At 62.9% G+C, this 22,309-nt stretch carries 27 protein-coding genes; all 27 read left to right on the forward strand.

The genetic code is table 11. From position 1 onward, the window contains the following. The first annotated feature begins 101 nt into the window (after positions 1–101). The 27 genes from topA (at position 102) to AS26_RS07610 (ending at position 22,309) form a co-directional block, all read left to right on the forward strand. Complete coding sequence (gene topA / locus AS26_RS07480; RefSeq protein ID WP_062308015.1) at positions 102–2,192, forward strand: type I DNA topoisomerase; 2,091 nt, start codon at positions 102–104, stop codon at positions 2,190–2,192. A gap of 12 nt (positions 2,193–2,204) precedes the next feature. Beyond that, on the forward strand, positions 2,205–3,518 hold the full coding sequence (trmFO, locus tag AS26_RS07485) for a methylenetetrahydrofolate--tRNA-(uracil(54)-C(5))-methyltransferase (FADH(2)-oxidizing) TrmFO (RefSeq protein WP_062307919.1): 1,314 nt from the start codon (positions 2,205–2,207) through the stop codon (positions 3,516–3,518). After that, a complete protein-coding gene (locus AS26_RS07490; protein ID WP_062307922.1) occupies positions 3,515–4,438 on the forward strand; it encodes a tyrosine recombinase XerC in 924 nt (307 codons plus the stop codon). Before trmFO ends, AS26_RS07490 begins: the two co-directional genes overlap by 4 nt. Further along, the gene (gene hslV, locus AS26_RS07495; protein ID WP_062307925.1) at positions 4,428–4,973 is read left to right on the forward strand and encodes an ATP-dependent protease subunit HslV; all 546 of its coding nucleotides are present in this window, start codon (positions 4,428–4,430) and stop codon (positions 4,971–4,973) included. Before AS26_RS07490 ends, hslV begins: the two co-directional genes overlap by 11 nt. Positions 4,974–4,984: 11 nt before the next feature. Continuing rightward, positions 4,985–6,379 carry an ATP-dependent protease ATPase subunit HslU gene (gene hslU, locus AS26_RS07500; protein WP_062307927.1) on the forward strand — a complete coding sequence of 465 codons (1,395 nt, stop codon included), beginning with the start codon at positions 4,985–4,987 and terminating at the stop codon, positions 6,377–6,379. A 199-nt stretch (positions 6,380–6,578) separates the two neighbouring features. Then, positions 6,579–6,983 (forward strand): flagellar basal body rod protein FlgB, encoded by a 405-nt coding sequence (gene flgB, locus AS26_RS07505; protein ID WP_062307929.1) that lies wholly within the window; start codon positions 6,579–6,581, stop codon positions 6,981–6,983. A gap of 5 nt (positions 6,984–6,988) precedes the next feature. Then, complete coding sequence (flgC, locus tag AS26_RS07510) at positions 6,989–7,423, forward strand: flagellar basal body rod protein FlgC (RefSeq protein WP_062307932.1); 435 nt, start codon at positions 6,989–6,991, stop codon at positions 7,421–7,423. An 11-nt stretch (positions 7,424–7,434) separates the two neighbouring features. Further along, positions 7,435–7,731: a flagellar hook-basal body complex protein FliE gene (fliE, locus tag AS26_RS07515; protein ID WP_062307934.1), complete on the forward strand. Its 297-nt coding sequence runs from the start codon at positions 7,435–7,437 to the stop codon at positions 7,729–7,731. Between the two features lie 30 nt (positions 7,732–7,761). Then, the gene (fliF, locus tag AS26_RS07520) at positions 7,762–9,285 is read left to right on the forward strand and encodes a flagellar basal-body MS-ring/collar protein FliF (RefSeq protein WP_062307936.1); all 1,524 of its coding nucleotides are present in this window, start codon (positions 7,762–7,764) and stop codon (positions 9,283–9,285) included. Continuing rightward, positions 9,282–10,325 (forward strand): flagellar motor switch protein FliG, encoded by a 1,044-nt coding sequence (gene fliG / locus AS26_RS07525; RefSeq protein ID WP_062307938.1) that lies wholly within the window; start codon positions 9,282–9,284, stop codon positions 10,323–10,325. Before fliF ends, fliG begins: the two co-directional genes overlap by 4 nt. Then, positions 10,318–11,106: a FliH/SctL family protein gene (locus AS26_RS07530; protein WP_062307941.1), complete on the forward strand. Its 789-nt coding sequence runs from the start codon at positions 10,318–10,320 to the stop codon at positions 11,104–11,106. Before fliG ends, AS26_RS07530 begins: the two co-directional genes overlap by 8 nt. Then, positions 11,096–12,421 (forward strand): FliI/YscN family ATPase, encoded by a 1,326-nt coding sequence (locus AS26_RS07535; protein WP_062307943.1) that lies wholly within the window; start codon positions 11,096–11,098, stop codon positions 12,419–12,421. Before AS26_RS07530 ends, AS26_RS07535 begins: the two co-directional genes overlap by 11 nt. Continuing rightward, positions 12,418–12,873, forward strand: coding sequence for a flagellar FliJ family protein (locus tag AS26_RS07540; protein WP_062307946.1), 456 nt, complete (start codon positions 12,418–12,420; stop codon positions 12,871–12,873). Before AS26_RS07535 ends, AS26_RS07540 begins: the two co-directional genes overlap by 4 nt. Then, a complete protein-coding gene (locus AS26_RS07545) occupies positions 12,849–13,583 on the forward strand; it encodes a MotE family protein (RefSeq protein WP_062307949.1) in 735 nt (244 codons plus the stop codon). Before AS26_RS07540 ends, AS26_RS07545 begins: the two co-directional genes overlap by 25 nt. 38 nt (positions 13,584–13,621) lie before the next feature. After that, on the forward strand, positions 13,622–14,896 hold the full coding sequence (locus AS26_RS07550) for a flagellar hook-length control protein FliK (protein ID WP_062308018.1): 1,275 nt from the start codon (positions 13,622–13,624) through the stop codon (positions 14,894–14,896). 11 nt (positions 14,897–14,907) lie between these two features. Then, positions 14,908–15,396 carry a flagellar hook capping FlgD N-terminal domain-containing protein gene (locus tag AS26_RS07555; protein WP_062307953.1) on the forward strand — a complete coding sequence of 163 codons (489 nt, stop codon included), beginning with the start codon at positions 14,908–14,910 and terminating at the stop codon, positions 15,394–15,396. Continuing rightward, positions 15,393–15,776 carry a hypothetical protein gene (locus AS26_RS07560; RefSeq protein WP_062307956.1) on the forward strand — a complete coding sequence of 128 codons (384 nt, stop codon included), beginning with the start codon at positions 15,393–15,395 and terminating at the stop codon, positions 15,774–15,776. Before AS26_RS07555 ends, AS26_RS07560 begins: the two co-directional genes overlap by 4 nt. Positions 15,777–15,837: 61 nt before the next feature. Beyond that, positions 15,838–16,743 carry a flagellar hook-basal body complex protein gene (locus AS26_RS07565; protein WP_062307958.1) on the forward strand — a complete coding sequence of 302 codons (906 nt, stop codon included), beginning with the start codon at positions 15,838–15,840 and terminating at the stop codon, positions 16,741–16,743. 46 nt (positions 16,744–16,789) lie between these two features. Beyond that, on the forward strand, positions 16,790–17,008 hold the full coding sequence (locus AS26_RS07570; RefSeq protein WP_062307961.1) for a flagellar FlbD family protein: 219 nt from the start codon (positions 16,790–16,792) through the stop codon (positions 17,006–17,008). Next, entirely contained in the window at positions 17,005–17,439 is a 435-nt protein-coding gene (locus AS26_RS07575; protein ID WP_062307963.1) for a flagellar basal body-associated FliL family protein, read from the forward strand. Before AS26_RS07570 ends, AS26_RS07575 begins: the two co-directional genes overlap by 4 nt. A 21-nt stretch (positions 17,440–17,460) precedes the next feature. Beyond that, positions 17,461–18,447, forward strand: a complete 987-nt coding sequence (gene fliM / locus AS26_RS07580) for a flagellar motor switch protein FliM (protein ID WP_245629666.1) — start codon at positions 17,461–17,463, stop codon at positions 18,445–18,447. Further along, positions 18,434–19,579, forward strand: coding sequence for a flagellar motor switch phosphatase FliY (fliY, locus tag AS26_RS07585; RefSeq protein ID WP_062307968.1), 1,146 nt, complete (start codon positions 18,434–18,436; stop codon positions 19,577–19,579). The genes fliM and fliY overlap by 14 nt, the downstream gene beginning before the upstream one ends. Before the next feature lie 30 nt (positions 19,580–19,609). Then, a complete protein-coding gene (locus AS26_RS07590; protein ID WP_062307970.1) occupies positions 19,610–19,969 on the forward strand; it encodes a response regulator in 360 nt (119 codons plus the stop codon). Between the two features lie 8 nt (positions 19,970–19,977). Continuing rightward, the gene (locus tag AS26_RS07595; protein ID WP_245629664.1) at positions 19,978–20,430 is read left to right on the forward strand and encodes a FliO/MopB family protein; all 453 of its coding nucleotides are present in this window, start codon (positions 19,978–19,980) and stop codon (positions 20,428–20,430) included. After that, positions 20,427–21,245: a flagellar type III secretion system pore protein FliP gene (gene fliP, locus AS26_RS07600; RefSeq protein ID WP_174519928.1), complete on the forward strand. Its 819-nt coding sequence runs from the start codon at positions 20,427–20,429 to the stop codon at positions 21,243–21,245. The genes AS26_RS07595 and fliP overlap by 4 nt, the downstream gene beginning before the upstream one ends. 17 nt (positions 21,246–21,262) lie before the next feature. After that, positions 21,263–21,532 (forward strand): flagellar biosynthesis protein FliQ, encoded by a 270-nt coding sequence (fliQ, locus tag AS26_RS07605; protein ID WP_062307975.1) that lies wholly within the window; start codon positions 21,263–21,265, stop codon positions 21,530–21,532. A 3-nt stretch (positions 21,533–21,535) separates the two neighbouring features. After that, positions 21,536–22,309, forward strand: coding sequence for a flagellar biosynthetic protein FliR (locus AS26_RS07610; RefSeq protein ID WP_062307979.1), 774 nt, complete (start codon positions 21,536–21,538; stop codon positions 22,307–22,309).

Raw genomic sequence — 22,309 nt, forward strand, 5'->3', positions numbered from 1 at the left:
CCGACAGGTGACACGGTTTGCAAACGAAAGGATCGCGGTGATAATATGGTTTGAACCAAGGACAGGGTTTGCCAAGGCTGCGACGAATGGAGGATCGTGGCGTGTCAGACTATCTGGTCATCGTCGAGTCGCCTGCCAAGGCGAAGACGATTGGGAAGTATCTCGGAAGCAAGTACACGGTGAAAGCTTCCATGGGCCACGTGCGGGATTTGCCCAAGAGCCAGCTCGGGGTCGACGTGGAACATGGTTTTGAACCGAAATATATCACCATTCGCGGGAAGGGCGACGTTATCAAGACGCTCCGCGAGGCGAGCAAGAAGGCGAAAAAGGTCTACCTCGCGGCCGACCCTGATCGCGAAGGCGAAGCCATCGCTTGGCACTTGCAACACCTGCTCGATCTGAATCCTGACGACGACTGTCGGGTCGTGTTTCACGAGATCACGAAGGACGCGATCAAGCAGGCGTTTCAACACCCTAGGAAGATCAATCTGGATCTCGTGAACGCGCAGCAGACGCGGCGCATCCTGGACCGCCTCGTCGGCTACAAACTGAGTCCCTTGTTGTGGCGCAAGGTCAAAAAAGGACTGTCGGCTGGTCGCGTGCAGTCCGTCGCGTTGAGGCTCATTGTCGATCGCGAACATGAAATTCGCGCCTTTGTGCCTGAGGAGTACTGGACAGTGGACGCCCATGGACAGGTGCACGGGAAGAAGCTCGTGGCTCGCTTCCATGGCTATGGGGAGGAAAAGACGCCGCTGCCCAACGAGGCCGCTGTGCAGGAACTCTTGTCGCGCGTGCAAGGCCATCCTCTCGTGGTCCGCCGGGTCAAGAAGTCGGAGCGGAAGCGAAACCCAGCTGCGCCGTTCACGACGAGCAGTCTTCAACAGGAAGCCGCCCGCAAATTGGGCTTTCGGGCGTATAAGACCATGCAGATCGCCCAGCAGCTGTACGAAGGGCTCGACGTGCCGGGCGAAGGCACGGTCGGTCTCATCACCTACATGCGAACGGACTCCACTCGGATCGCGCAATCGGCGCAGGACGAGGCGAGAGCTTACATCCGCCAGTCGTTTGGCGACGACTACGTGCCGGATCGGCCTAGGCAATACGCGAAAAACGAGGATGCGCAGGACGCTCACGAGGCGATTCGGCCGACATCGGTGATGCGACACCCGGACCAGCTGAAGGATCACTTGTCGCGCGATCAGTATCGCCTCTACAAACTCATCTGGGAGCGGTTCGTCGCGAGTCAGATGGCGTCGGCCGTCCTTGACACCACGTCGGTCGACCTCGAGGCGAACGGCGCCTGGTTTCGCGCGACGGGGTCGGTCGTCCGGTTTCCTGGGTTCATGGCGCTCTACACAGAGGGCCGCGACGACGAAGGCGACGAAGAAGAAGGGAAACTGCTGCCTCCCCTGCAAGAGGGCGACGTCGTTCAGGTAAAGACCTGGAAGCCGGAGCAACATTTCACCCAGCCGCCCCCGCGTTACACGGAGTCGTCGCTCGTCAAAGCGATGGAAGAGCTCGGGATTGGCCGGCCGAGCACGTACGCGCCGACCATCGACATCCTGTTGAAGCGCGGGTACGTGACCCTCGATCAGAAACGGTTTGTCCCAACGGAGCTCGGGGAAATCGTGGTGAACATCCTCAAGGAACATTTTCCTCAACTCATCGACGTGTCGTTCACCGCCGACATGGAGAGCCGATTGGACCAAGTCGAAGAGGGCAACGCGAACTGGATCGAACTGCTCGATCAGTTTTACCATGACTTTGAGAAGGATTTGAAGAAGGCGGAAAGCGCTCTAGGACACGTGGAGCTGAAGGACGAGGTGTCGGACGTCCGCTGCGAGAAGTGCGGCCGCCTCATGGTGTACAAAACGGGAAAATACGGGAAGTTTCTCGCGTGTCCTGGTTTTCCAGAATGTCGAAACACGAAGCCCATCCTCAAGGAGATCCCGGTCTCCTGTCCGAAGTGTGGCAAACCGCTCGTCGAGCGACGAGGGAAGTCGAGAAAAGTCTTTTACGGCTGCAGCGGGTACCCCGAGTGTGACTACGTGCTGTGGCAGCGCCCGACGGGGCAAACTTGCCCGGTCTGCGGGCATCCGATGATTGAAAAGGGCGGAAAAGGGAAGACGGTCGTCGTGTGCAGCAATGAGAAGGCGCACTCGATGATGGCGACCGAGGCTCAGGCGAAATGAGGGGGTGACAGCATGGCTCATGTCACGGTCATTGGCGCTGGCTTGGCGGGATCGGAGGCCGCGTGGCAGGCTGCGAATCGAGGTGCCAAGGTCACGCTGTATGAGATGCGACCGGTTCAGATGACGCCTGCTCACCACACGGATGGATTCGCGGAGTTGGTGTGTACGAACTCGCTGCGGTCCAACAGCATCACGAATGCGGTGGGCCTTTTGAAAGAGGAGATGCGCAGGCTCGGTTCCGTGATCATGCAAGCCGCGGACGCCCACGCGGTGCCGGCCGGCAATGCGCTTGCCGTCGATCGCGAGGGCTTTTCGCGGCGCGTCACGGAACTCGTCTCCCGGCACCCGAACATCACGGTCGTTCGCCAGGAGGTGACCGAGATCCCGAAAGAGGGTGTCACCGTGGTGGCGACCGGGCCGCTCACGTCTCCGGCGCTGTCGGAGGACATCCGGCGTCTGGTGGGGCACGGCGATCTCTACTTTTACGACGCCGCAGCGCCGATTGTCACCAAAGAATCCATTGACATGTCCAAGGTCTTCTTTCAGTCGAGATATGATCAAGGAGATGCGGCCTACATCAACTGCCCGATGACCGAGGAGGAGTTTGAAGCGTTCTACGACGCGCTCGTGCACGCGGAGTGCGCGGAGCTGAAGGACTTCGAAGAAGAGCGGTATTTCGAAGGATGCATGCCCATCGAGGCGATGGCCAAGCGAGGAAAACAAACGCTGCTCTTTGGCCCGATGAAGCCCGTGGGCCTTCGCGATCCGAGGACGGGTCGACGTCCGTTCGCGGTGGTTCAGTTGAGGCAGGACAACGCGGCCGCCACCTTGTACAACATGGTCGGCTTTCAGACGCACCTGAAATGGGGCGAGCAGAAGCGCGTGTTTCGGATGATCCCGGGACTCGAGCAGGCGGAGTTCGTGCGATACGGGGTCATGCACAGGAATACGTATATCAACAGCCCGGTTGCGCTTCTGCCGACGTACCAGGCGAAGGCGCGCCCGACGCTGTTTTTTGCCGGACAAATGACGGGCGTCGAGGGTTACGTGGAATCCGCGGCTTCTGGCCTCATCGCGGGCATCAACGCGGCTCGCGTGGCGGCCGGACAGGACGCGCTCGTCTTTCCTCCCACCACGTCGATGGGCAGCCTGGCGCACTACATCACGCACGCCTCGCCGCAAGGGTTCCAACCCATGAACGCGACCTTCGGCATTTTTCCGCCGCTCGATCCGCCGGTCAAGGACAAAAAGGCGCGCTACGAGCGGTATGCGGAGCGGGCTCTTCACGATCTCCAGGCTTTCATGAGGGAGTTGGAGCGGGTTTGACGCCGTCCGTCGCGGATGCGGTGAACGCCTTTCTTCACGATGCGGAACTTCGTTTTAGCCCGCGAACCGTGCGCAGCTACCGGCAGGACCTTCATGCGTTCCGCGCGTGGCTTGCCGATCGCGGCGTCCACCGCCTCGATGCGCTTTCGACGCGCGATGTGCGCATGCACGCGAGCGACCTGCTGGCGAACGGGGCGGCCAAGACGAGCGTCGCGCGGCGGCTGTCATGTATCCGCACGTTCCTGCGGTTTTGCGCCAAGCAAGGCTGGATTCCGCCCGCGCTGGCCGAACAGATTCGCCGGCCCAAGCCAGACAGGCGCCTGCCGCGCTATTTGCACGAGGAGGAGGTGGCGGCACTTCTCGATCACGTACGCGGCGACGATTTTGTGGCGCTGAGGGATCGGGCGCTGTTGGAGTTTCTCTATGCGACGGGCGTGCGCGTCAGCGAATGTGTTCAGCTGGATCTGGGCGATCTCGACCTTTCGGCAGGCTTTGCGCGCGTTCTCGGCAAAGGCGGGCGAGAGCGGTACGTGGTGGTGGGGCGGCGGGCAGTGGAGGCGCTTCAGCGCTATCTCCCGTGCCGAGATCGCATGGCGCGTTGCCCCGCTGTGTTCATCAATCGCCGCGGCGGCCGCCTGACGGACCGAAGTGTCAGGCGCGTGTTGGAGCGTCGCATTCAGGAGGTCCCTGGGCTGCGCGCCATCCACGTGCACGGCCTTCGCCATTCGTTTGCGACGCACATGTTGAATGGCGGAGCGGACCTCCGGAGCGTCCAGGAACTGTTGGGGCACGCGAGCCTGTCGAGCACGCAGATTTACACGCATACGAGCCGCGAGCAATTGGCTCGTGCGTACTACGCAGCACATCCCCGCGCACGCCGGGGCAGTGAGGGACGGGAGTCGAGCGACGATGGGATATGAGATGCATGGTACAACGATCTTTGCGATGCTGCGCGACGGGCGCGGCGCGATGGCGGGCGACGGCCAGGTGACCTTTGGCAACAGCATGGTCATGAAGCACGGCGCCCGTAAGGTCAGAAGGCTGTACCACGATCGCGTCGTGGCCGGCTTCGCGGGATCCGTCGCGGACGCGTTCACGCTGTTTGAGCGGTTTGAGAAGAAGTTGGAAGAATTTCAAGGCAATCTTCCAAGGGCGGCGGTGGAACTCGCGAAGGAGTGGCGATCCGACAAGATTCTCCAGAAGCTTGAGGCGATGCTTGTCGTCATGGATCCGCGCGATCTCCTCATCGTCTCGGGCGGTGGCGAGGTGATCCAGCCGGACGATGGGATCTGCGCCATCGGATCCGGAGGCGGCTACGCGCTCGCCGCGGGGCGGGCGTTGGCCCGGAATACCCAGCTCGAGCCTGCCGAGATCGCCGAGCAGGCCCTGATCATCGCGTCGGAGATCTGCGTGTACACGAATGACCAAATCATCCTGGAGACCGTTGGGGTATAGGGGGATGGCTCATGCCCAATGAGCGAGAATTGACGCCAAGGGAAATTGTGGAATACCTTGATCGGTATATCGTGGGTCAGCGGAAGGCCAAGCGGGCGGTCGCCATCGCGCTGAGAAACCGGTATCGGCGTTCCAAACTGTCGCCTGAGCTGCAGGCGGAGGTGACGCCGAAGAATATCCTCATGATTGGGCCGACGGGCGTGGGCAAGACGGAGATCGCGCGCAGGTTGAGCAAGCTCGTGGGCGCGCCGTTCATCAAAGTGGAGGCGACCAAATTCACCGAGGTGGGCTACGTCGGCCGAGACGTGGAGTCCATGGTCCGGGATCTTGTGGAAACGGCGGTGCGAATGGTGAAGGCGGAGCACGCCGAGCGCGTGAAGAGTGAGGCGGAAGCTCGCGCGAATGACCGCATTGTCGAAGCGCTGGTGCCCGATCCGGGGGCGCGATCGCGCACGAGGAATCCGTTGGAGATGCTGTTCAGCGGCGGATTTGCGGCGGATCGTTCGCAGGAGCCGTCGTCGGACGAGGTTCGGGAGGAGCGCCGCCGCGTGAAACAGAAGCTGCTCATGGGAGCGCTTGAGGATCACTACGTCGAGGTCGACGTCGAGGAGCAGGCGGGTCCCATGGCGCTGGGCTTCGTTCCGGGCATGGGCGCGGAGAGCCTCGGCAACCTGCAGGAGATGCTCGGCAATCTGTTGCCAAAGTCCACGAAGAAACGGAAGATGACCGTCCGCGAGGCCCGCAAGGTGCTCACGCAGGAAGAGGCGCAGAAGCTCATCGATATGGATGCGGTGACGGCCGAGGCCATCTACCGCGCCGAAAATCACGGGATCATCTTCATCGACGAAATGGACAAAATTGCGGGCCGCGAGACGCACGGACCGGATGTCTCGCGCGAGGGTGTCCAGCGGGACATTCTGCCGATTGTCGAAGGCTCGACGGTGTCGACCAAGTACGGCGCGGTGAAGACGGACTACATGTTGTTCATCGGGGCGGGCGCTTTCCATGTGGCGAAGCCGTCCGATTTGATCCCGGAACTTCAGGGCCGCTTTCCCATTCGCGTCGAACTTGAGCCTTTGACCAAGCACGATTTTGTGCGCATCCTGCGAGAACCTGAGAATTCGCTGATCAAACAGTACACCGCACTTCTGGAAACAGAAGGAATTCGCGTGGAGTTCACCGACGAGGCCATCGAGCGAATCGCAGAGATGGCGCAGAGGGTGAACGAGGAGACCGAGAACATCGGCGCGAGGCGGCTGCACACGCTGGTGGAGAAAGTGCTGGAGGATCTGTCGTTTGAAGCTCCTGAGATTCGCCTCGGGGAGATCAAGATCACCCGCGCCTATGTGGATGAGAAGCTCGGCGACATTGTGCAAAACCGAGATTTGAGTCAGTTCATTCTTTGAGAGCACTGGTCTAGCGGCGGATGGCCCGGTTTGAGGGTCATCCTTTTTTTGTGCGTGGTGGTGGGGCAACCGCTCACAGACCGCTGGACTCGATTCGTAAGAAAAACTTAACTGTCCCGAGCAGGATTCTGCTCGGATTCGACGAATTTGTAGTCTCGACTTGAAGTTCGTCGAATTTTGTCGGGGGAGAGCACCGTCCATGACTGTCTTCGAGTTGTTGCAGAGCGCTCTCGACGCATCGACGCTTCGGCAGGCGGTGTACGCGAACAACATCGCGAACGCCGGCACGCCCGGATATAAGCGCCAGGATGTGGCGTTTGAGACGCTCCTTCAAAGCGCGCTGGCAGGAGGGCCGAGCGGTGCGTTGGGCGACGCGCAGATTCCCATCGGTGAAAACGAGCCGACGTACGATCTGAGTGCGTTGCCGAGCGTCACGCCTCAGGTCTATACCGATGCGTCCACAACCGTGAACAGCAATGGGAACAACGTGGATGTCACAGAAGAAATGGTGTTGATGGCTGAAAATCAGGTGCGATACGACACGCTGGTTCAGGACATTTCGGATCGACTGGATCGGCTGCGCACGGCCATCACGGGGAGCTGAGGCGGATGTTGGACAACACGAGCATGAACATCTCGGCGAGCGGACTCGCGGCGAACCAACTGTGGCTGAACGTCATTGCGAACAACATCGCGAACGTGAATACCACGCGGACGCCGCAGGGAGGGCCGTATCGGGCAGAGATCGTCAATTTTGCGCCGGTGGAAAGTGATGCCTCCTTTCAGACGGCCCTTGGGCAGGCGGTGCAAGGGATTGGCGGGGGCGTCGAGGTGACGAGCATCACGCAGGACACGAGTCCGTTTCAACTGATGTACGATCCGTCCAATCCCGACGCCGTCAATGGGTACGTGGAGACGTCCAATGTCAACTTGACCACGCAAATGGTGGACCTGATTCAGGCGACGCGCGCGTATCAGGCGAACGCCACCGCGTTCGACGCGGCCAAGCAGATGGCCGTCACGGCGCTCGGCATTGGCAAGTGAGGTGAATGGGGATGGTCCAGCCGATATCCTCTGCCCTGACCGCGATTCCCGCAGTGACCACGTCCGCGGGAAGCGGTTCGTCCGGCGGCATGAGCTTCTCCGACTATCTTGGCAAAGCGCTTGATGAGGTGAATCAAGTTTCCGCTCGTGCGGACCAATTGGCGGTGGAGTATGCGAGCGGTGGCCCGGTGTCCACGGCGGATCTCATGATTGCGGAGACCCAGGCATCTCTCGCGGTGGACCTTCTGTCCCAGACCGCCACGCGCGTGCAGCAGGCGTACACCACGCTGATGAACATGCAGATTTAACCCATGACGAGGGGGATAGGGTGAGATGCGTTGAACGAAGCCCTGCGAAACATCTGGACCCAGGCTCGGGGGAAATGGGCGGGGCTTCCAGCGCGCTCGCGCCGCAACGTGATCGTCGCCGCGGCTGCGCTTCTGACCGCCCTTCTGGTGGTGGTGTTCGCGGCGACGCGGCCGCACTACGTCACGATCATGGCGGGCTTGGATGACAAGTCCCTTGGGCAGGTTCAGCAGGAGCTCGACACCTTGAAAATTCCCAACCAGATTCAAGGTACGGCGGTGTTGGTGCCCGCGCGATACGCGGACGAGGCGCGCATCCAGCTGGCGATGGCCGGCCTTCCGCAAAGTGGGTACGACGCGTATTCGGGTGTGACAACCTCGCTTGGCGAGACGCAGGATCAGTTCAACCTGCAGGTGCTGAACGCGCTTCAACAGAGTCTTTCGGCGACCATCAGCGACATCAACGGCGTCGAATCCGCGCAAGTGCATATCGTCATGCCGCAGCAGCAGCTGTTCGTGACGCAGCCGACGACCGATGCCAAGGCTTCGGTGTTCGTCGATCTCGGCCCCGGTGTGCAGCTGTCGTCCGCGCAGGTGTACGGGATTCAGCAACTGGTGGCTCATTCGGTGCCGGGGCTCACGGTGGGCAATGTGACGGTGGTGGACCAATACGGGAATGTGCTCTCGAGCGGCGTCGCTCAGGGCGGTGCGTCAAGCCCGGTGGGTTCGGCGGCGACGGAACTCGCCATGCGAGAAAAGCTCGAAAACGATCTGCAGCAGACACTCATCTCCGGGCTGCAACAGATTGTCGGGGCTCAGAACGCGGTCGTCGTGGTGCACGCGAACGTGACGTTCAACCGAACGCAGACGACGACGCACACGTTGATCAACGCCCCGGGTTCGAACACCGGATTCGTCACGAGCCAACAGATCCAGAAATCTCAGTCGTCGAGCGGCACGCCTGGGGGTGCGGCCGGTCAGGCGGGAAGCAATCCCAATCTGAACAGCACTTATGCGGCGGCAGGCGGAGGAACTACGAATTCCACGTCGTCGAACACCATCACGAACTACGCGTACAGCTACCAAAATCAGCAGACGACCGCGGATCCCATGCAAGTGCTGGGCTATTCGGTGGGGGTGCTGCTGAACAGCAACGACAAGAGCATCACGCCCGCTGTCCAGGCGCAGATCCGCAACTTCGTGCTGAGTGTACTGGGGTCCACGCCGTCCCAGGGGAAAAACGTCGTGAGTGTTTCGGCGGTCCCGTTCACCACCCCGGCACAGGCAGCGCCCGCGCCGCCGGGCGGGCGGACGTGGGTGTATGCGCTGGGAGGGCTCCTCCTCGGCGCTTTGGCCGTCGTCGGCTACCTGGTGTTTCGGCGGCGCCGGCAGCCGGCCGGTGAGGTGATTGAAATCCCGGCGGGTGAGGCGTTCGAGCAGCCGCTCGAAGAGCTGCCCCTGACGCAGGAGGAGGTCCTGCGCAATCAGCTCATCCATCTGGCACAGCATCGACCGGATGACTTCGCGAGCTTGCTGAGGACGTGGTTATCCGAATGAGGCTGTCGAGCGGACAGGAGGCGGTGGGTGTGCAGCGGCGGTCTTCGTTGACCGGGAAGCAAAAGGCTGCGGTGCTCATGATCGCGCTCGGCCAGGAGGTGGCCGCGCAGGTCATGAAGCGCTTGTCTCCGGAAGAGGTGGAGCAACTCACGTTCGAGATCGCGAACGTCAACAAGGTGGGGATGGAGCAGCGGGAAGAGATTCTCGAAGAATTTCGCGATCTCGCCATGGCTCGGGACTACATCCAGACGGGCGGTATCGACTACGCGCGCGAGGTGCTGGAGCGTGCGCTCGGCCCGCAGGGAGCGCAGGAGGTCCTTGCCAGGCTGACGTCTTCGCTGCAGGTTCGGCCTTTTCATTTTGCGCGCAAGGCTGATCCGAGTCAGATTCTGAGCTTTTTGCAGGACGAGCACCCGCAGACCATCGCCCTGGTGTTGGCGTATTTGGAGCCGAGCCAGTCGGCGGCCATCCTCTCCGCCCTACCCTCCGATCTCCAGGCGGAAGTCGCGCGCCGGATCGCCACGATGAAAGGCACCTCCCCCGACGTCGTGGCCGAGGTCGAGGAGATTTTGGAGAGCAAACTGTCCACCATGACGAGCGTCGATCATCAGCAAGCCGGCGGCATTGAGGCGATTGTCGAGATCTTGAACGGCGTCGATCGGTCGACCGAGAAGACCATTCTCGAGGAGCTGGCCAAGCGGGATCCGGAGCTCGTCGACGAGATCAAGAAGCGGATGTTCGTGTTTGAAGACATCATTTTCCTCGATTCGAAGGCCATCCAGCGCGTCATTCGCGAGGTCGACGCGAGGGATCTCCAGCTGGCGCTTCGCGTCGCGCGGGAAGACGTCAAAGAGGTCATCTTCAACAACATGTCCAAGCGCATGGCGGAGCAGTTCAAAGAGGATATGGAGTACATGGGCCCCGTCCGGCTTCGCGATGTGGAGGACGCGCAGCAGCGCATTGTCAGCGTGATACGCCATCTCGAGGATCTCGGCGAGATCGTCGTGTCGCGCGGAGGAGGTGACGACATCATTGTCTAGCGTCGTCAAGCGAGGGCGGATCTCGCCGCTGGTCGATTCCGTCCCGATTCCTTCCCTAGCCGAATCGGTGGTCCCCGACGCGAAGATGAACGTCCTGGAAGCCGCCCGAGACCCGATTCCGGGCAAGGGGCCGTGGGCCAAGGTGGCCGAGAGCATCCTAGCGGACGCGGAGCGGAAAGCGCAGCAGATCATCGCTGAGGCGATGGCAAAGGCGTCCTCCATGCTCGACGAGGCTCGGCTGGAGATCGAGCGGCGCGCGCAGGCCGCGGAGCGGGTGGGGCTGGAGCGAGGGATGGAGGAGGGGCGCCGCAGAGCGCAGGCCGAACTTGTGGAGGAGAGGTCGCGCATGCAGGCGCAGCTGGACGCGCTCGCGCAGGAGCTTCGCGAGGACGACGCCCGCCGGATGAAGGGGCAGCGCCAGCTCATGCTTGACCTCGTGACGGTGGCCGTGCGTCGCCTGTTGCAGCGCGAGTTGGAGCTGTCGCCGCCAGACGTGGCCAAGCTGGTGGACGAGTTGCTTGGGCAAGTGGTCGCGGCATCGACGGTGTACGTCCGCGTGCACCCTGCCGACTGCGAGAAGGTGCGGGAAGCGTCCCCCCAGATCGCTCTGCGCCACGGGGGCGCCATTGCCATTCAGGTGGTGCCCGACCTTTCGCTCGCGCGAGGGGATTGCGTGATCGCGGCGGACGCCGTCGAGATCGACGCGCGGGTCGAGGTGCGCCTGGACGAGCTGTCCCGCGTACTTGCGGAGCTCGCGGAGGGGGGGCCGCATGGGGAGTGATTCGAGCTGGATGGCCGAGGTGGTTCGGGAGCTGGGACGAAGGCGGTTGGTTCGCCGCGCGGGGCGCGTGATGCGCGTCATGGGCCACACGCTCGAAGTGGCGGGGCCGACCGCTTCCCTCGGCGAATTGTGTGCGCTCGGCCGGGATGCTTCGGAAGGGCTGGGCGAGGTCATCGGATTTCACGAAGGTCGCCTGTATGTGGTCCCGCTCGGGCCGCTGCCCGAGGTGTCGCCCGGAACTCCGGTTTGCTTTCTGGATCGGCAGTTCCGCATCCGTTGCGGGCCGGGATTGGTCGGCCGGGTGTTGAACGCGCTCGGCGAGCCCATCGACGATCGAGGTCCGCTGCAGGGGTCGTTGGTGTGGCGGGCCGTGGATGTCCCCGCCATCCCACCGCTTCGGCGAGGGCGCATTCGGTCCCCGTACGCGACGGGCGTGCGAGCCATCGACGCCCTGCTCACGCTGGGCCGAGGCCAGCGCGTCGGCCTGTTTGCGGGAAGCGGCGTGGGCAAGAGCACGCTGCTCAGCATGATGGCCCGGGGCGGCCGAGCGGACGTGAACGTCATCGCGCTCGTCGGCGAGCGCGGCCGAGAGGTCAGAGAATTCTTGGAGGACGATCTCGGCGAAGAAGGGTTGCAGCAAAGCGTCGTGGTGGTCGCCACGTCGGATGAGCCCGCGTACGTCCGGAGCAAGGCCGCATTCGTCGCCACCGCGATTGCGGAGTATTTTCGCGACGAAGGCATGCACGTGGCGCTCATGATGGACTCCCTCACCCGCTTCGCGATGGCGGAGCGAGAGGTGGGACTCGCCATGGGGGAGCCACCTTCGTCGCGAGGGTACACGCCGAGCGTCTTCGCCAAGCTCCCCGTCCTCCTCGAGCGCGCCGGTCCCGGCGCCGAGGGCACCATCACGGCCGTGTACACCGTGCTGGTGGAGGGCGACGATCCGAACGATCCGATTGCCGACGCTGTGCGAGGCATCTTGGATGGCCATATCGTGCTTTCGCGCGCGCTCGCCAATCGCGGCCAGTTTCCCGCTATCGACGTCCTTCAGAGCTTGTCGCGGCTGTTTCCGTCGATCATGACGGAGGCTCATCGCCAGGCGGCAGAGCGCGTCCGGGAGTGGATGGCGCGGTACAGCGAAATCGAGGATCTGCTCCGCATTGGCGCGTATCGCCAGGGCGCAGATCCCTTGACGGATGAGGCTATCGAGCGCATGCCGGAGATTCTCGCGTTTCTTCGGCAGAAAAAGGGCGAGACCATGGCGTTGGAGGACGCCGTTGCCCAACTGTTGGACCTTGTGAGGGATCGAGCATGAATACCTCCCTTCATCGACTGGCCAAGCGATATGAGGCGATTTGTGAAACATGGCGTGCCATCGCGGAGCGAGAGTATGCGGTGGCTGCCAGGGCGGAGCAAGAGATGGCGGATCGGCTGAAGGAGACAGAAGCGCGCGCTTTGCAGGCGCTCGCCGCCGGATCAGACCTCCGGGATGCTCGAGACTGGGGGATCGTGCAGGCGTTTGTGAGTCGCCTGGAGCAGTTGCAGACTCGTTTGACCGGCGAATGGAGAGCGAGCGCGGAAGAAGCCGAGCGAAAGCGCGCGGAACTTCAGGCGCGGTACAGCGAGGCGGAGACGTGGAAGGCTTTGCGGGCGCGCCTGGACGAAGCCAGGCGAAGCCGCGAGGCGCGTGCCTGGCAGGCCGAGTTGGATGAGCACGCCGTCATGCGGGGGGCAGCACGCGTATGGAAGCCAAGCGATCGCCGATGAATGCGCGCACTCCTTCAGAGGGAACGCCCCGCGCAGCGGGCCGTCAGGCCGAACGGTTGCCGAGCCGGACGCCCGGGGGCGTGGAGGCCAAGGTGGACGTGGCCAACTCCTCGGTGGAGGATGAGAAACCCAGCGCCGGCCGGAGAGTCATCACCGTCCTCCTGCTGGTGTTCGTGCCGCTTGTCGTGGCTGCCGCTGCGATCGCGGCCGTGCTCGTCGTCCTCGGCGTCCCTGTGTGGCAAGACGTTCAACATCTGTTTGGGAGCAAAGCATCCAAGCCTGCATCGGCGGAAGACGCGGCACTCCGGCAAACGATTGCCATTGAGCGTTCGCAGATTCAGTCGCTCGAGTCTCAGGTGGCCTCGCTGAACAACCAGCTTTCTGCCGCGCGCGCGCAGGCCGCTTCGCTCCAGGATCAGGTGAAGGGCTTGCGCGCGCAGTTGGCGTCCATCTCGAGCGGGCAAAAGCAGGGCGCCGCCGAGGCCAAGGTGCTTGCCCAGATGGATCCGTCGGCCGCGGCGCAGGTCATCCAGCGCATGCCCGCTGCGCAAGCGGCGTGGGCCATCGAATCCATGAGTCCGGACGCGTCGGGGCCTATCCTGCAGGTGCTGCCGCCAGCGACCGCTAGCGCCTTGTTGCAGCAATCCGCACGGGACAGCCAGATCGCGGCGCTGTCGAACAGCACGGCCAATGCCGCGCCTGCGCCGTGACCTTTAACCTCGCGAAAGGAGGTGAATCTGTGGACGTGATGGGAGCGCCCAAAACGTCGGTTCAGTCGACTGCGATGGACGGGAGAGCAAAACCCGAGGCCAAGGGCAAGCGCGAAATGGATCTCGCCGAAGTGTGGGCAGCTATCTTTGCGCAGGCCGGGGCGATGGTGGGCCACGCCGCTTGGCATGCGTCCGCGCGTGCAGAGGTAGGCGCGCGAGATGTTCAGGTGGCGTCCGCCGAAACGCCAGCGCCTTCCGCAGGTGCGACGTCCCTCATCTGCCCTCCAGGCGGAGGAGTCGCGGAGCGCGGGGTGTCTCCAGAACTTTCTCCTGGGTGGACGACGGCTCTCCTGTCGTCTGCGGCCGCCTCGGCGTCGGACGGAAGCGGGCAAACGGAAGGAGCTTTGGCGCGTGCCTCCCAGGCAGCCCATGCACTACGCGAGCCATCTGCCGGTTCGCGGGATGAAGCGACCTGGGCGAATTCAGTCCGAACTGCACCGTTCGCGGACAAGGCAGGAGACCGGGCGACGGCACAACCCGCGCTTCAGGAGGGCCAACCCGTCGTGATCGCCGCGCGCAGCGTCCAAGGCGTGACACGCGCCTCGGTCGATCACGTCGAGGTCCCGAGCGTGGGAAGCGCGGGTTCATCCGGGGAAAGCGATACATCGGTGCTCGTGGCACCCGGGGCCGACGTCAGAGCGAAACCGGAACGGGCCATCCATCGGCCAACCGAGCGCACCCCTTCGTCATCGAGCGACGACAGAGCGCCTGACAGGGCGGCAACGGACCTGCGTGCGTCGGCTGAAATGTCAACCGCCGGGCCGGTCACCCAACCTGCGCCACAGGGTGCCGAGCGACCCGACACTCCGACGCCGACCTCGTCCACGCTGGGGTGGCTGGGTGAAGACCTGCGTGCATGGCTGACCTCGACGGGCGGCGCCGGCCCGAAGACGTTGACCGTGGCCCTCGAACCGAAGGAGCTGGGCGCGGTCAAGGTGATTGTTCATCACGATGAGGACGGCCTCCAGATCCAGCTCGTCGCTTCGAGCGCCGCGAGCGCGCACGCGTTGGCGGCACAGCTTCCCACGCTCGTGCAGCAGATGGCGCAGGGCGGCTTGACGGTTCGCGACGTGAGCGTCGGCTGGGCCACGGACGGCGGCGACGCAGGAGGTGGAACGCCGCAACGCGACCGAGGTGATGGCCCCGTAGGCAAAGCCGCGATCGCAGGGTCCGTCTCATCGAGCCGCATGGGGCGTGCGGCGTACGGCGCCGAAGGCGACGATCCGATTTCGCTCATCAATCTGTATGCGTGAGGAGGGGCACTGTGACCGTCAACGCGACTTCATCCCTCGCCCTCAACAACAGCTCGCTGAGTGCGCAGGCGACGTCACCGACGGCCGCCGCGAGTGGAGCGACGAGTGGTTCCAGCAGCCCAACGTCTCCGTCCGGATGGAATTCGCTGAACGAGAACGATTTTCTGCAGCTGTTGGTGACGCAGTTGCAGAACCAGGATCCGCTCAATCCCGTCGACAACACGCAAATGCTCGCGCAGTTGGCGCAGTTCAGCGCCCTGGAGGAGATGACGCAGGTGGCAGAGACCGATGCGCAGATTCAGAGCGCGGTGCAAAGCCTCGAGAGTGAGATGAGCCTGCTCATGGCGCACAGCCTCATCGGGGCGTCCGTGACGGTTCAGGACGCGAATGGAAATCGGGTCCAGGGAACAGTGTCGTCCGTGACGATGAGTCAAGGCACGCCGCAAGTCGTCGTCAATGGGACGTCGTATCCCTTGACTCAGGTGGTCGGCATGGCGTGATCGATCCGGTTTCCTGGGTGTGGCAGAGCGCAGAGGTTCCTGCGTGTCAAGGCGCATCCACTTCGGCGCGCCGCGGCGAAGCTGGCTCCTTCGGGCAGGCGATGCAGGACGCGCTCGCCGCGTGGCGCGTGAGTCAGCATGCCAGCTCGCGCATGGAGGAACGCGGCATCTCGCTTTCGTCCGCGGACTGGAACGCGATGGAGCAGGCGGCCCGAGCGGCCGAAGCGAAGGGCGCACGAGATACCTACATGGTGATAGGCGATGTCGGCTTTGTGGTTCACCTGCCGTCGCGAACGCTGGTGACGGCTCTAAAGCACGAGGAGCATCCGGTTGTGACCCAAATTGACAGCGTCGTCTTTGTGTCCAGGCTGGACCGTTAGGGGGCCTGCCCGGAGGGACCGACTGAACTCCGGGGGACGGCGCGACGGGAGGGAATAGCACATGCTTCGTTCGATGAATTCGGCCATCTCGGGTATGCAGGCCTTTCAGACCGATCTCGACGTCGTAGGCAACAACATCGCGAACGTCGAGACGGTGGGCTTTAAGCAGTCCGACGTGCAATTCGCGGACCTGCTGAGCCAGACGATGTCGATGGGTACCGCTGGGACGGCGTCGAGCTCTGGATCGGGCGGTTCAAGTGCAACAACGGCCATGGGTGGAACCAACCCAGAGCAGGTAGGGCTCGGCGTGCAGGTGGCGGCCACGCAGATGGATATGTCGCAGGGGCCGGACGAGACCACGGGGGTCCCGACGAACGTCGCCATTCAAGGCAACGGGTTCTTCGTCGTGACGGACGGGACGAACACGTATCTGACCCGGGCCGGGAACTTCTCGGTGGACAGCGCCGGCAACCTCGTGCTGCCGAACGGGGTGATTGCGGAGGGTTATAGCAGCAAGCCGACCGGGGCAAGCACGACGCAGCCCACCACGGAAATCAACGTGTATCAGCTCGCGAATATTCAACAGGGATCGGGCGACACAGTCTCCAACGTGAGCATCGGCTCCGACGGTTCGATCACGGCCACCATCACCAAAAAAGGGACCACCACCACGGAAGTCATTGGATATCTCGCCCTCGCCCAGGTTCCGAATCCGCAGGGGCTGGTGAGCGTGGGCGACAACCTGTTCAGTGCTTCCAGCCCGGCGGCCGGTACGCCGACCTACTGGACGCCGGGACAAGGGACGTACGGCACCCTCGCGTCCGGTGAACTGGAGGGCTCGAACGTCGACTTGTCGCAGCAGTTCGCGCAAATGATCGTCGCGCAGAACGCGTACGTGGCGAACACGCACATGATCGGCACCGACAACGCCATCCTGCAGGCGCTTGTCAATATGAAGAACTCGTGAGGCGAGTGAGGGCGCGGCCACAGCCGCGCCCTAGGGAGATGCGCGCATGATTGCTTTGACGCGATTCAATGGGACCGTCGTTTGGCTCAATCCGCTGCACATCGAAACGGTGGAAGGGACACCTGACTCCGTGGTGACGCTGACCAATGGACACAAGTACGTGGTCTTGGAGGATCCAGAGACCATTGCGTCAAAGATGATCGAAGTGTACAGGCGGATTGGCCTCGTCGCGGCGCCCGTGCGCGATGAGGGGGGCGGAGCATGAAGAAGGCGGTGCGGACGATGCTCTTCATCGTCCTCGGCATTGTCGTGATCGCGGGAGCGGTAATCGGCTACGTGCTCTACGCGAAGAAGCATCACGCGGCAGGCGGAGCTCCGCCCAAGCTTTCCGCGAAGCAGATGGCGGCTCTTCAGGTCACGTTGCCACAGATGACCACGAATCTGGCCGGCAGCGGGATTATTCAATTCACGCTGACCTTGCAGGCGGATTCCAAGATCACGAAGAACGAATTGAACCTGATGGAACCGCAGATCTCGGACACGGTGAACGGCGTCATGCGCGAATTCACGTCGGATGAACTTCGCACGGATGCGGGCCTAAGCCGCCTGAAAGCGACCATCGTGAGCCAGGTCAATCGGCTGCTTCCGTCCGGCAAAGTCACGGCGGTCTATCTGTCGCAAGTCCTGGTGCAGTGAGGAGGTGAGACGTTGTCCGAAGTGCTTTCCCAGTCTGAGATCGATGCCCTGCTTTACGCGATTCGCACGGGCGAGATCGATCCCGTCGCTGAGCAGCGCGCGAACGCTCAGCCGCGCGTGCGGGTCTACGACTTTCGACGCGCGATGCGGTTTTCGAAAGACCATCTGCGCGTGCTCCGGCGCATGCACGAACACTTTTGCCGGCTCCTCACGAGCCAGCTCTCGGGGCAACTGCGGTCGGTGCCGCAGATCCAAGTGGAGTCGGTGGATCAGGTTCCGTATGACGAGTTCATTCGTTCGATCCCGCCGCTCACCGTCCTGCAGGTGTACGACATGCACCCGTTGGAGGGCCGCATGGTGATGGAGATGGATCCGCAGGTCGTCTTCGCCATGCTCGACAAATTCATGGGCGGCGACAGCGCGGGGCCGTATCGTGTTCGGGAGCTGACGGACATCGAGGTTTCCTTGTTTCGCCGGTTGTTCGAGAACGTGCCCTCCATCCTGGCCGAGGCTTGGAAGAGCGTGATCGACCTCGATCCCCAGTTCGTCTCGCTGGAGAGCAACCCGCAGTTCCTGCAGCTCACCACGCCCAACGAGACCGTGCTCGTGGTGACGCTCGGCGTCCGCGTGGGAGAGACGACGGGCCTCGTCAATCTGTGCATTCCGCATGTGACCATCGAACCGGTTCTGTCGAAGCTGAGCAACCGGTACTACATGGATCCGGCCTTCCAAAGCGGCCGGCGCCAGGTGAACGATGAACTGCGCGCCAAGCTTCTCAGCGTTCCGGTGGACGTCCGCGTCGAAGTCGGGCAGGCCGAGCTCACCGTGCGAGAGGTTCTCGATTTGTGCGAGGGCGACACCATCGTGCTCCGGCAGACGATTCGCGATCCGGCCCTCGTCTATGTGGATGGGAGACCTGCGTTCTTAGGAAGCGTGGGAAAGCGAAACCGCGTATACGCGGTGAAGATCGTGGGCCCGTGGGAGGGAGACGCCGATGGCGGACGATGAGATGAAACTGTCTCAGGACGAGATCGACGCGCTGTTGCGCGCCGGTGCGGCCGAACAGGCGGCGGCGAACGGCGGGCAGGCGCAGTTGACGGCGGGCGAGATCGACGTCCTAGGGGAGATAGGGAATATCTGCTTTGGATCGGCCGCAACTTCTCTCTCGTCCCTGCTCGGCCGGCGGGTGGATATCACGACGCCGGTTGTGAGCATCCTTCCTCGGTCCGAGGTGGAAAGCCGATTCCCGACGCCGTACGTCTTGGTGCAGGTGGATTTTACGGAAGGGTTGCAGGGCACGAATGCGCTCGCCATAGAAATTGAGGACGCGAGGCGCATCGCGGACCTCATGATGGGGCGAGGGCCGGCTGAGTCGACCGGTGGCGATCTGGGAGAGCTGGAACTCAGCGCGGTCGGCGAAGCGATGAATCAGATGATGGGCAGCGCGGCCACGGCGATGAGCCAGTTGTTCGGACGGTACATCAACATCTCCCCGCCTTCGGTGCGGGTGGTGACGTTCACGCCGGACGAGGCGCAGGCGGCGTTCGGGCCGGCGGAGGAACTCGTCAATGTGGAGTTTCGCCTGCACGTGCACGACCTCATCGATTCGCACATCATGCAGCTGATGCCCGTTCCGTTTGCGCGCGAGCTGGTGCGGTCGATGCAAGTACATACCGAAGCAGCGCCCGGCGCTCCCCAAGCGGGCGAAAGGCGCGACGGGGAACCTCCGGTTTCCGCAAGCGAGGCGGCGCGCGAACAGGTCCCGGAAGACGGGCCGCCCCCGGTTCGCGGGCGGGAAGAGGAGGGGCCCAGCGTTGCGGTCAGGCGCCCGGCCTTTGCCGATTTTGACGAGGAAGCGAAGCCTCGCGATGCGCGCCCGGTCGCCAACCTTTCGCTGCTCTACGACGTTCCGCTTCACGTGACCGTGGAGCTCGGCCGCGCCAAGAAATTGATTCGAGAGATCCTGGAACTCGCGCCCGGTTCCATCTTGGAACTGGACAAGCTCGCGGGGGAACCCGTGGACATCTACGTCAACCAAAAGAAGATCGCGATCGGCGAAGTGGTCGTGATCGACGAAAACTTCGGCGTGCGCGTCACGGACATCGTCCAGGCAGACAAGCGAATCGACCCGCTACCTTGAGTTCCGAACACTGGGTGGGAGGCATGAGCGATGGCAAACATTCTGGTGGTGGACGACGCCGCCTTCATGCGGATGATGATCAAAGACATCCTGACGAAGAACGGACACGAGGTGGTGGGCGAGGCAGCGGACGGCGCGCAGGCCGTCGAGCGCTATCAAGAGCTTCGCCCCGACCTCGTCACGATGGACATCACGATGCCGGAGGTCGACGGGATCGAAGCCATCAAGCGCATCCGACAGATCGACCCGAACGCGCGCATCATCGTCTGTTCCGCCATGGGGCAGCAGGCGATGGTCATTGAGGCGATTCAGGCGGGCGCCAAGGACTTCATCGTCAAGCCGTTTCAGGCCGATCGCGTCGTCGAAGCGGTGCAGAAGGCGCTCAGGTGATGCGGTCGATGGAGTGTCGTGCGACGGCGACGAGGGCCGGGAGCGCGGCTGCGCCGGCGCTCATCCTCCTGACGCCGCGAACCATATGGGCGGCGAAGGCCGAACCGCTCGCGGGCAGCGGCGGCGCGTGGGCCTATGTTCAGCTCGTGGTGGCGCTTGCGGTCATTCTTCTTCTCATCGCCTTCCTGTTCCGCGTCCTCGGCAAGCGGACCGGGATTGCCGCACGCGGACAGATCGAGGTGGTGGCAGCCCGCCAGGTGGCGCCCAACAAGTCGGTCCAGGTCGTGCGGGTGGGCAGTCGGCTGTACCTCATCGGTGTAGGCGAAGACGTTCGGCTCTTGGCGGACGTCACGGACGAGTACCCGAGATTTCAAGAGGAACTCGCGGAGGACCCGGAGGGCTTTGGGGCCGCGCTGCGCGAGGCGTTGGACCGGTTGAGAGAAGGGCGGCGGGAGGAATGAGGGTCACGAGCCAGGCTTGGCGGCGCCTGCGCCTTGCGGGCGCGATCGGCGGGGCCGTGTGTGCGGCGATCTTCATCTTGGGGATGCATCCGTCGCTCGTAGACGCGCAGACTTCGCCGAGCGCGCCTGCTATTCCGGGGGTGAGCGTCTCCGTCGGGGGTTCCGGGCCCACTTCGGTGGCCAACACGGTCAAAATTGTGCTCTTGTTGACCGTGCTCACGCTGGCGCCCGCCGCGCTCATCTTGATGACCTGCTTCACCCGCGTGATTGTCGTGTTGTCGTTCGTGCGCAACGCGTTGTCGCTGCAGACGTCGCCTGCCAATCAGGTGTTGGTCGGTCTGGCGCTCTTTATCACGCTGTTTGTCATGCAGCCGACGCTGCAGCAGGCTAATGCGCAGGCGCTTCAACCGTACCTTCGCGGGCAGATTTCGCAAACCGTGGCCATCGAGCGAGCGGAGGCGCCGTTCAAGGTCTTCATGGCCAAGCAGACGAGGACAGAGGACCTGGAACTCTTTCTGGCCTATCGCCACGAGACGCTGACGGCCGAGATGGAGAAAAAACCCGAGACCATTGCCATGTCGGCGCTGGTCCCTGCCTTCACGCTGAGCGAGCTCCAGACGGCCTTTCAGATTGGGTTCATGATCTATCTTCCGTTTCTCGTGATCGATCTCGTCGTCTCCACGACGCTGATGTCGATGGGCATGATGATGTTGCCACCCGTCATGATCTCGCTTCCGTTCAAGGTGCTCTTGTTCGTCATGGTCAACGGCTGGTACCTCGTCGTGAAGTCGCTGCTCGCTGGCTACGCCTCATAGCGCAGGGAGGAAGCCCGATGACCGACACCTATGTGATTGGCCTTGCGGCCCAGGTGATGTGGCTCGTCGTCAAGATTACGGCACCGGTTCTTCTTCTGGGGCTGGCCATGGGACTGGTGGTCAGCATCTTTCAGGCGACGACGCAACTCCAGGAGCAGACGCTGGCATTCATTCCGAAGATCATCGCGGTCGTGGTCGCCCTGTTGGCGTTTGGGCCTTGGATGTTGCAGAATCTCATCGATTTTACGAATTCCATCCTTGGAAACCTGATGCAATACGTGATGTGAACGATGAACGATGTGCTGCAGCATTTCAACCTTTTCTTGCTCATGGCTGCGAGGACCAGCGGCTTCATCCTCGCCGCGCCCATCCTGTCGAGCGTGTACTGGCCGAATCTCGCCAAAGTCGCGCTTGCTCTGGCGCTGGCGGCGTTCGCGGTGCCGTCGGTCCACGCTTCGGTTCCGGACATGATCACCCAGCCGGGGATGTTTGTCGTCGACTTCGCGCTTGAGGCGGTCGTGGGCGTGGTGTTGGGGTTTGTGGCCACGTGGACCTTCAACACCATCCAGATTGCGGGCCAACTCGTGGATCTCCAGATGGGCATGGCAGTCGCCGATCTCGCCATGCCCGGATTTGGGCAGCAGTCCGGCGTGTTCACCGCTGTGTACAACCTGTGGTTCTCGCTCCTGTTCATCGGAATGGGGGGGCTCGGCGGGCTGGCGAGCGCCGTCCTCGAGTCGTTCCGGCTGATTCCCATCGCGGATTGGCACCTGCCCGCCGACTGGATGGCGGTTGTGCCCCAGATCATGGGCACCGTCATGCTCATGGGCGTGGATGTGGCGCTGCCGGTGTTCGCAAGCCTGTTTTTGTGCGATATCACGTTCGCGCTCCTCGCACGCGCGGTGCCGCAGATGAACGCGTTCGTGGTCGAGTTGCCCGCCAAACTCCTGGTCGGATTCGCTTCCTTCGCCGTGGCTCTGCCCGTAACCGTCGGCTTGTTCCGCCAGCTGTTGACCGTCGTATTTCTGAACTTGGAAAGCGTCATGCGCCTAGTCGGAGGGTGA

It is taken from the genome of Alicyclobacillus sendaiensis NBRC 100866, from assembly GCF_001552675.1.
GTDB lineage: Bacteria > Bacillota > Bacilli > Alicyclobacillales > Alicyclobacillaceae > Alicyclobacillus > Alicyclobacillus sendaiensis.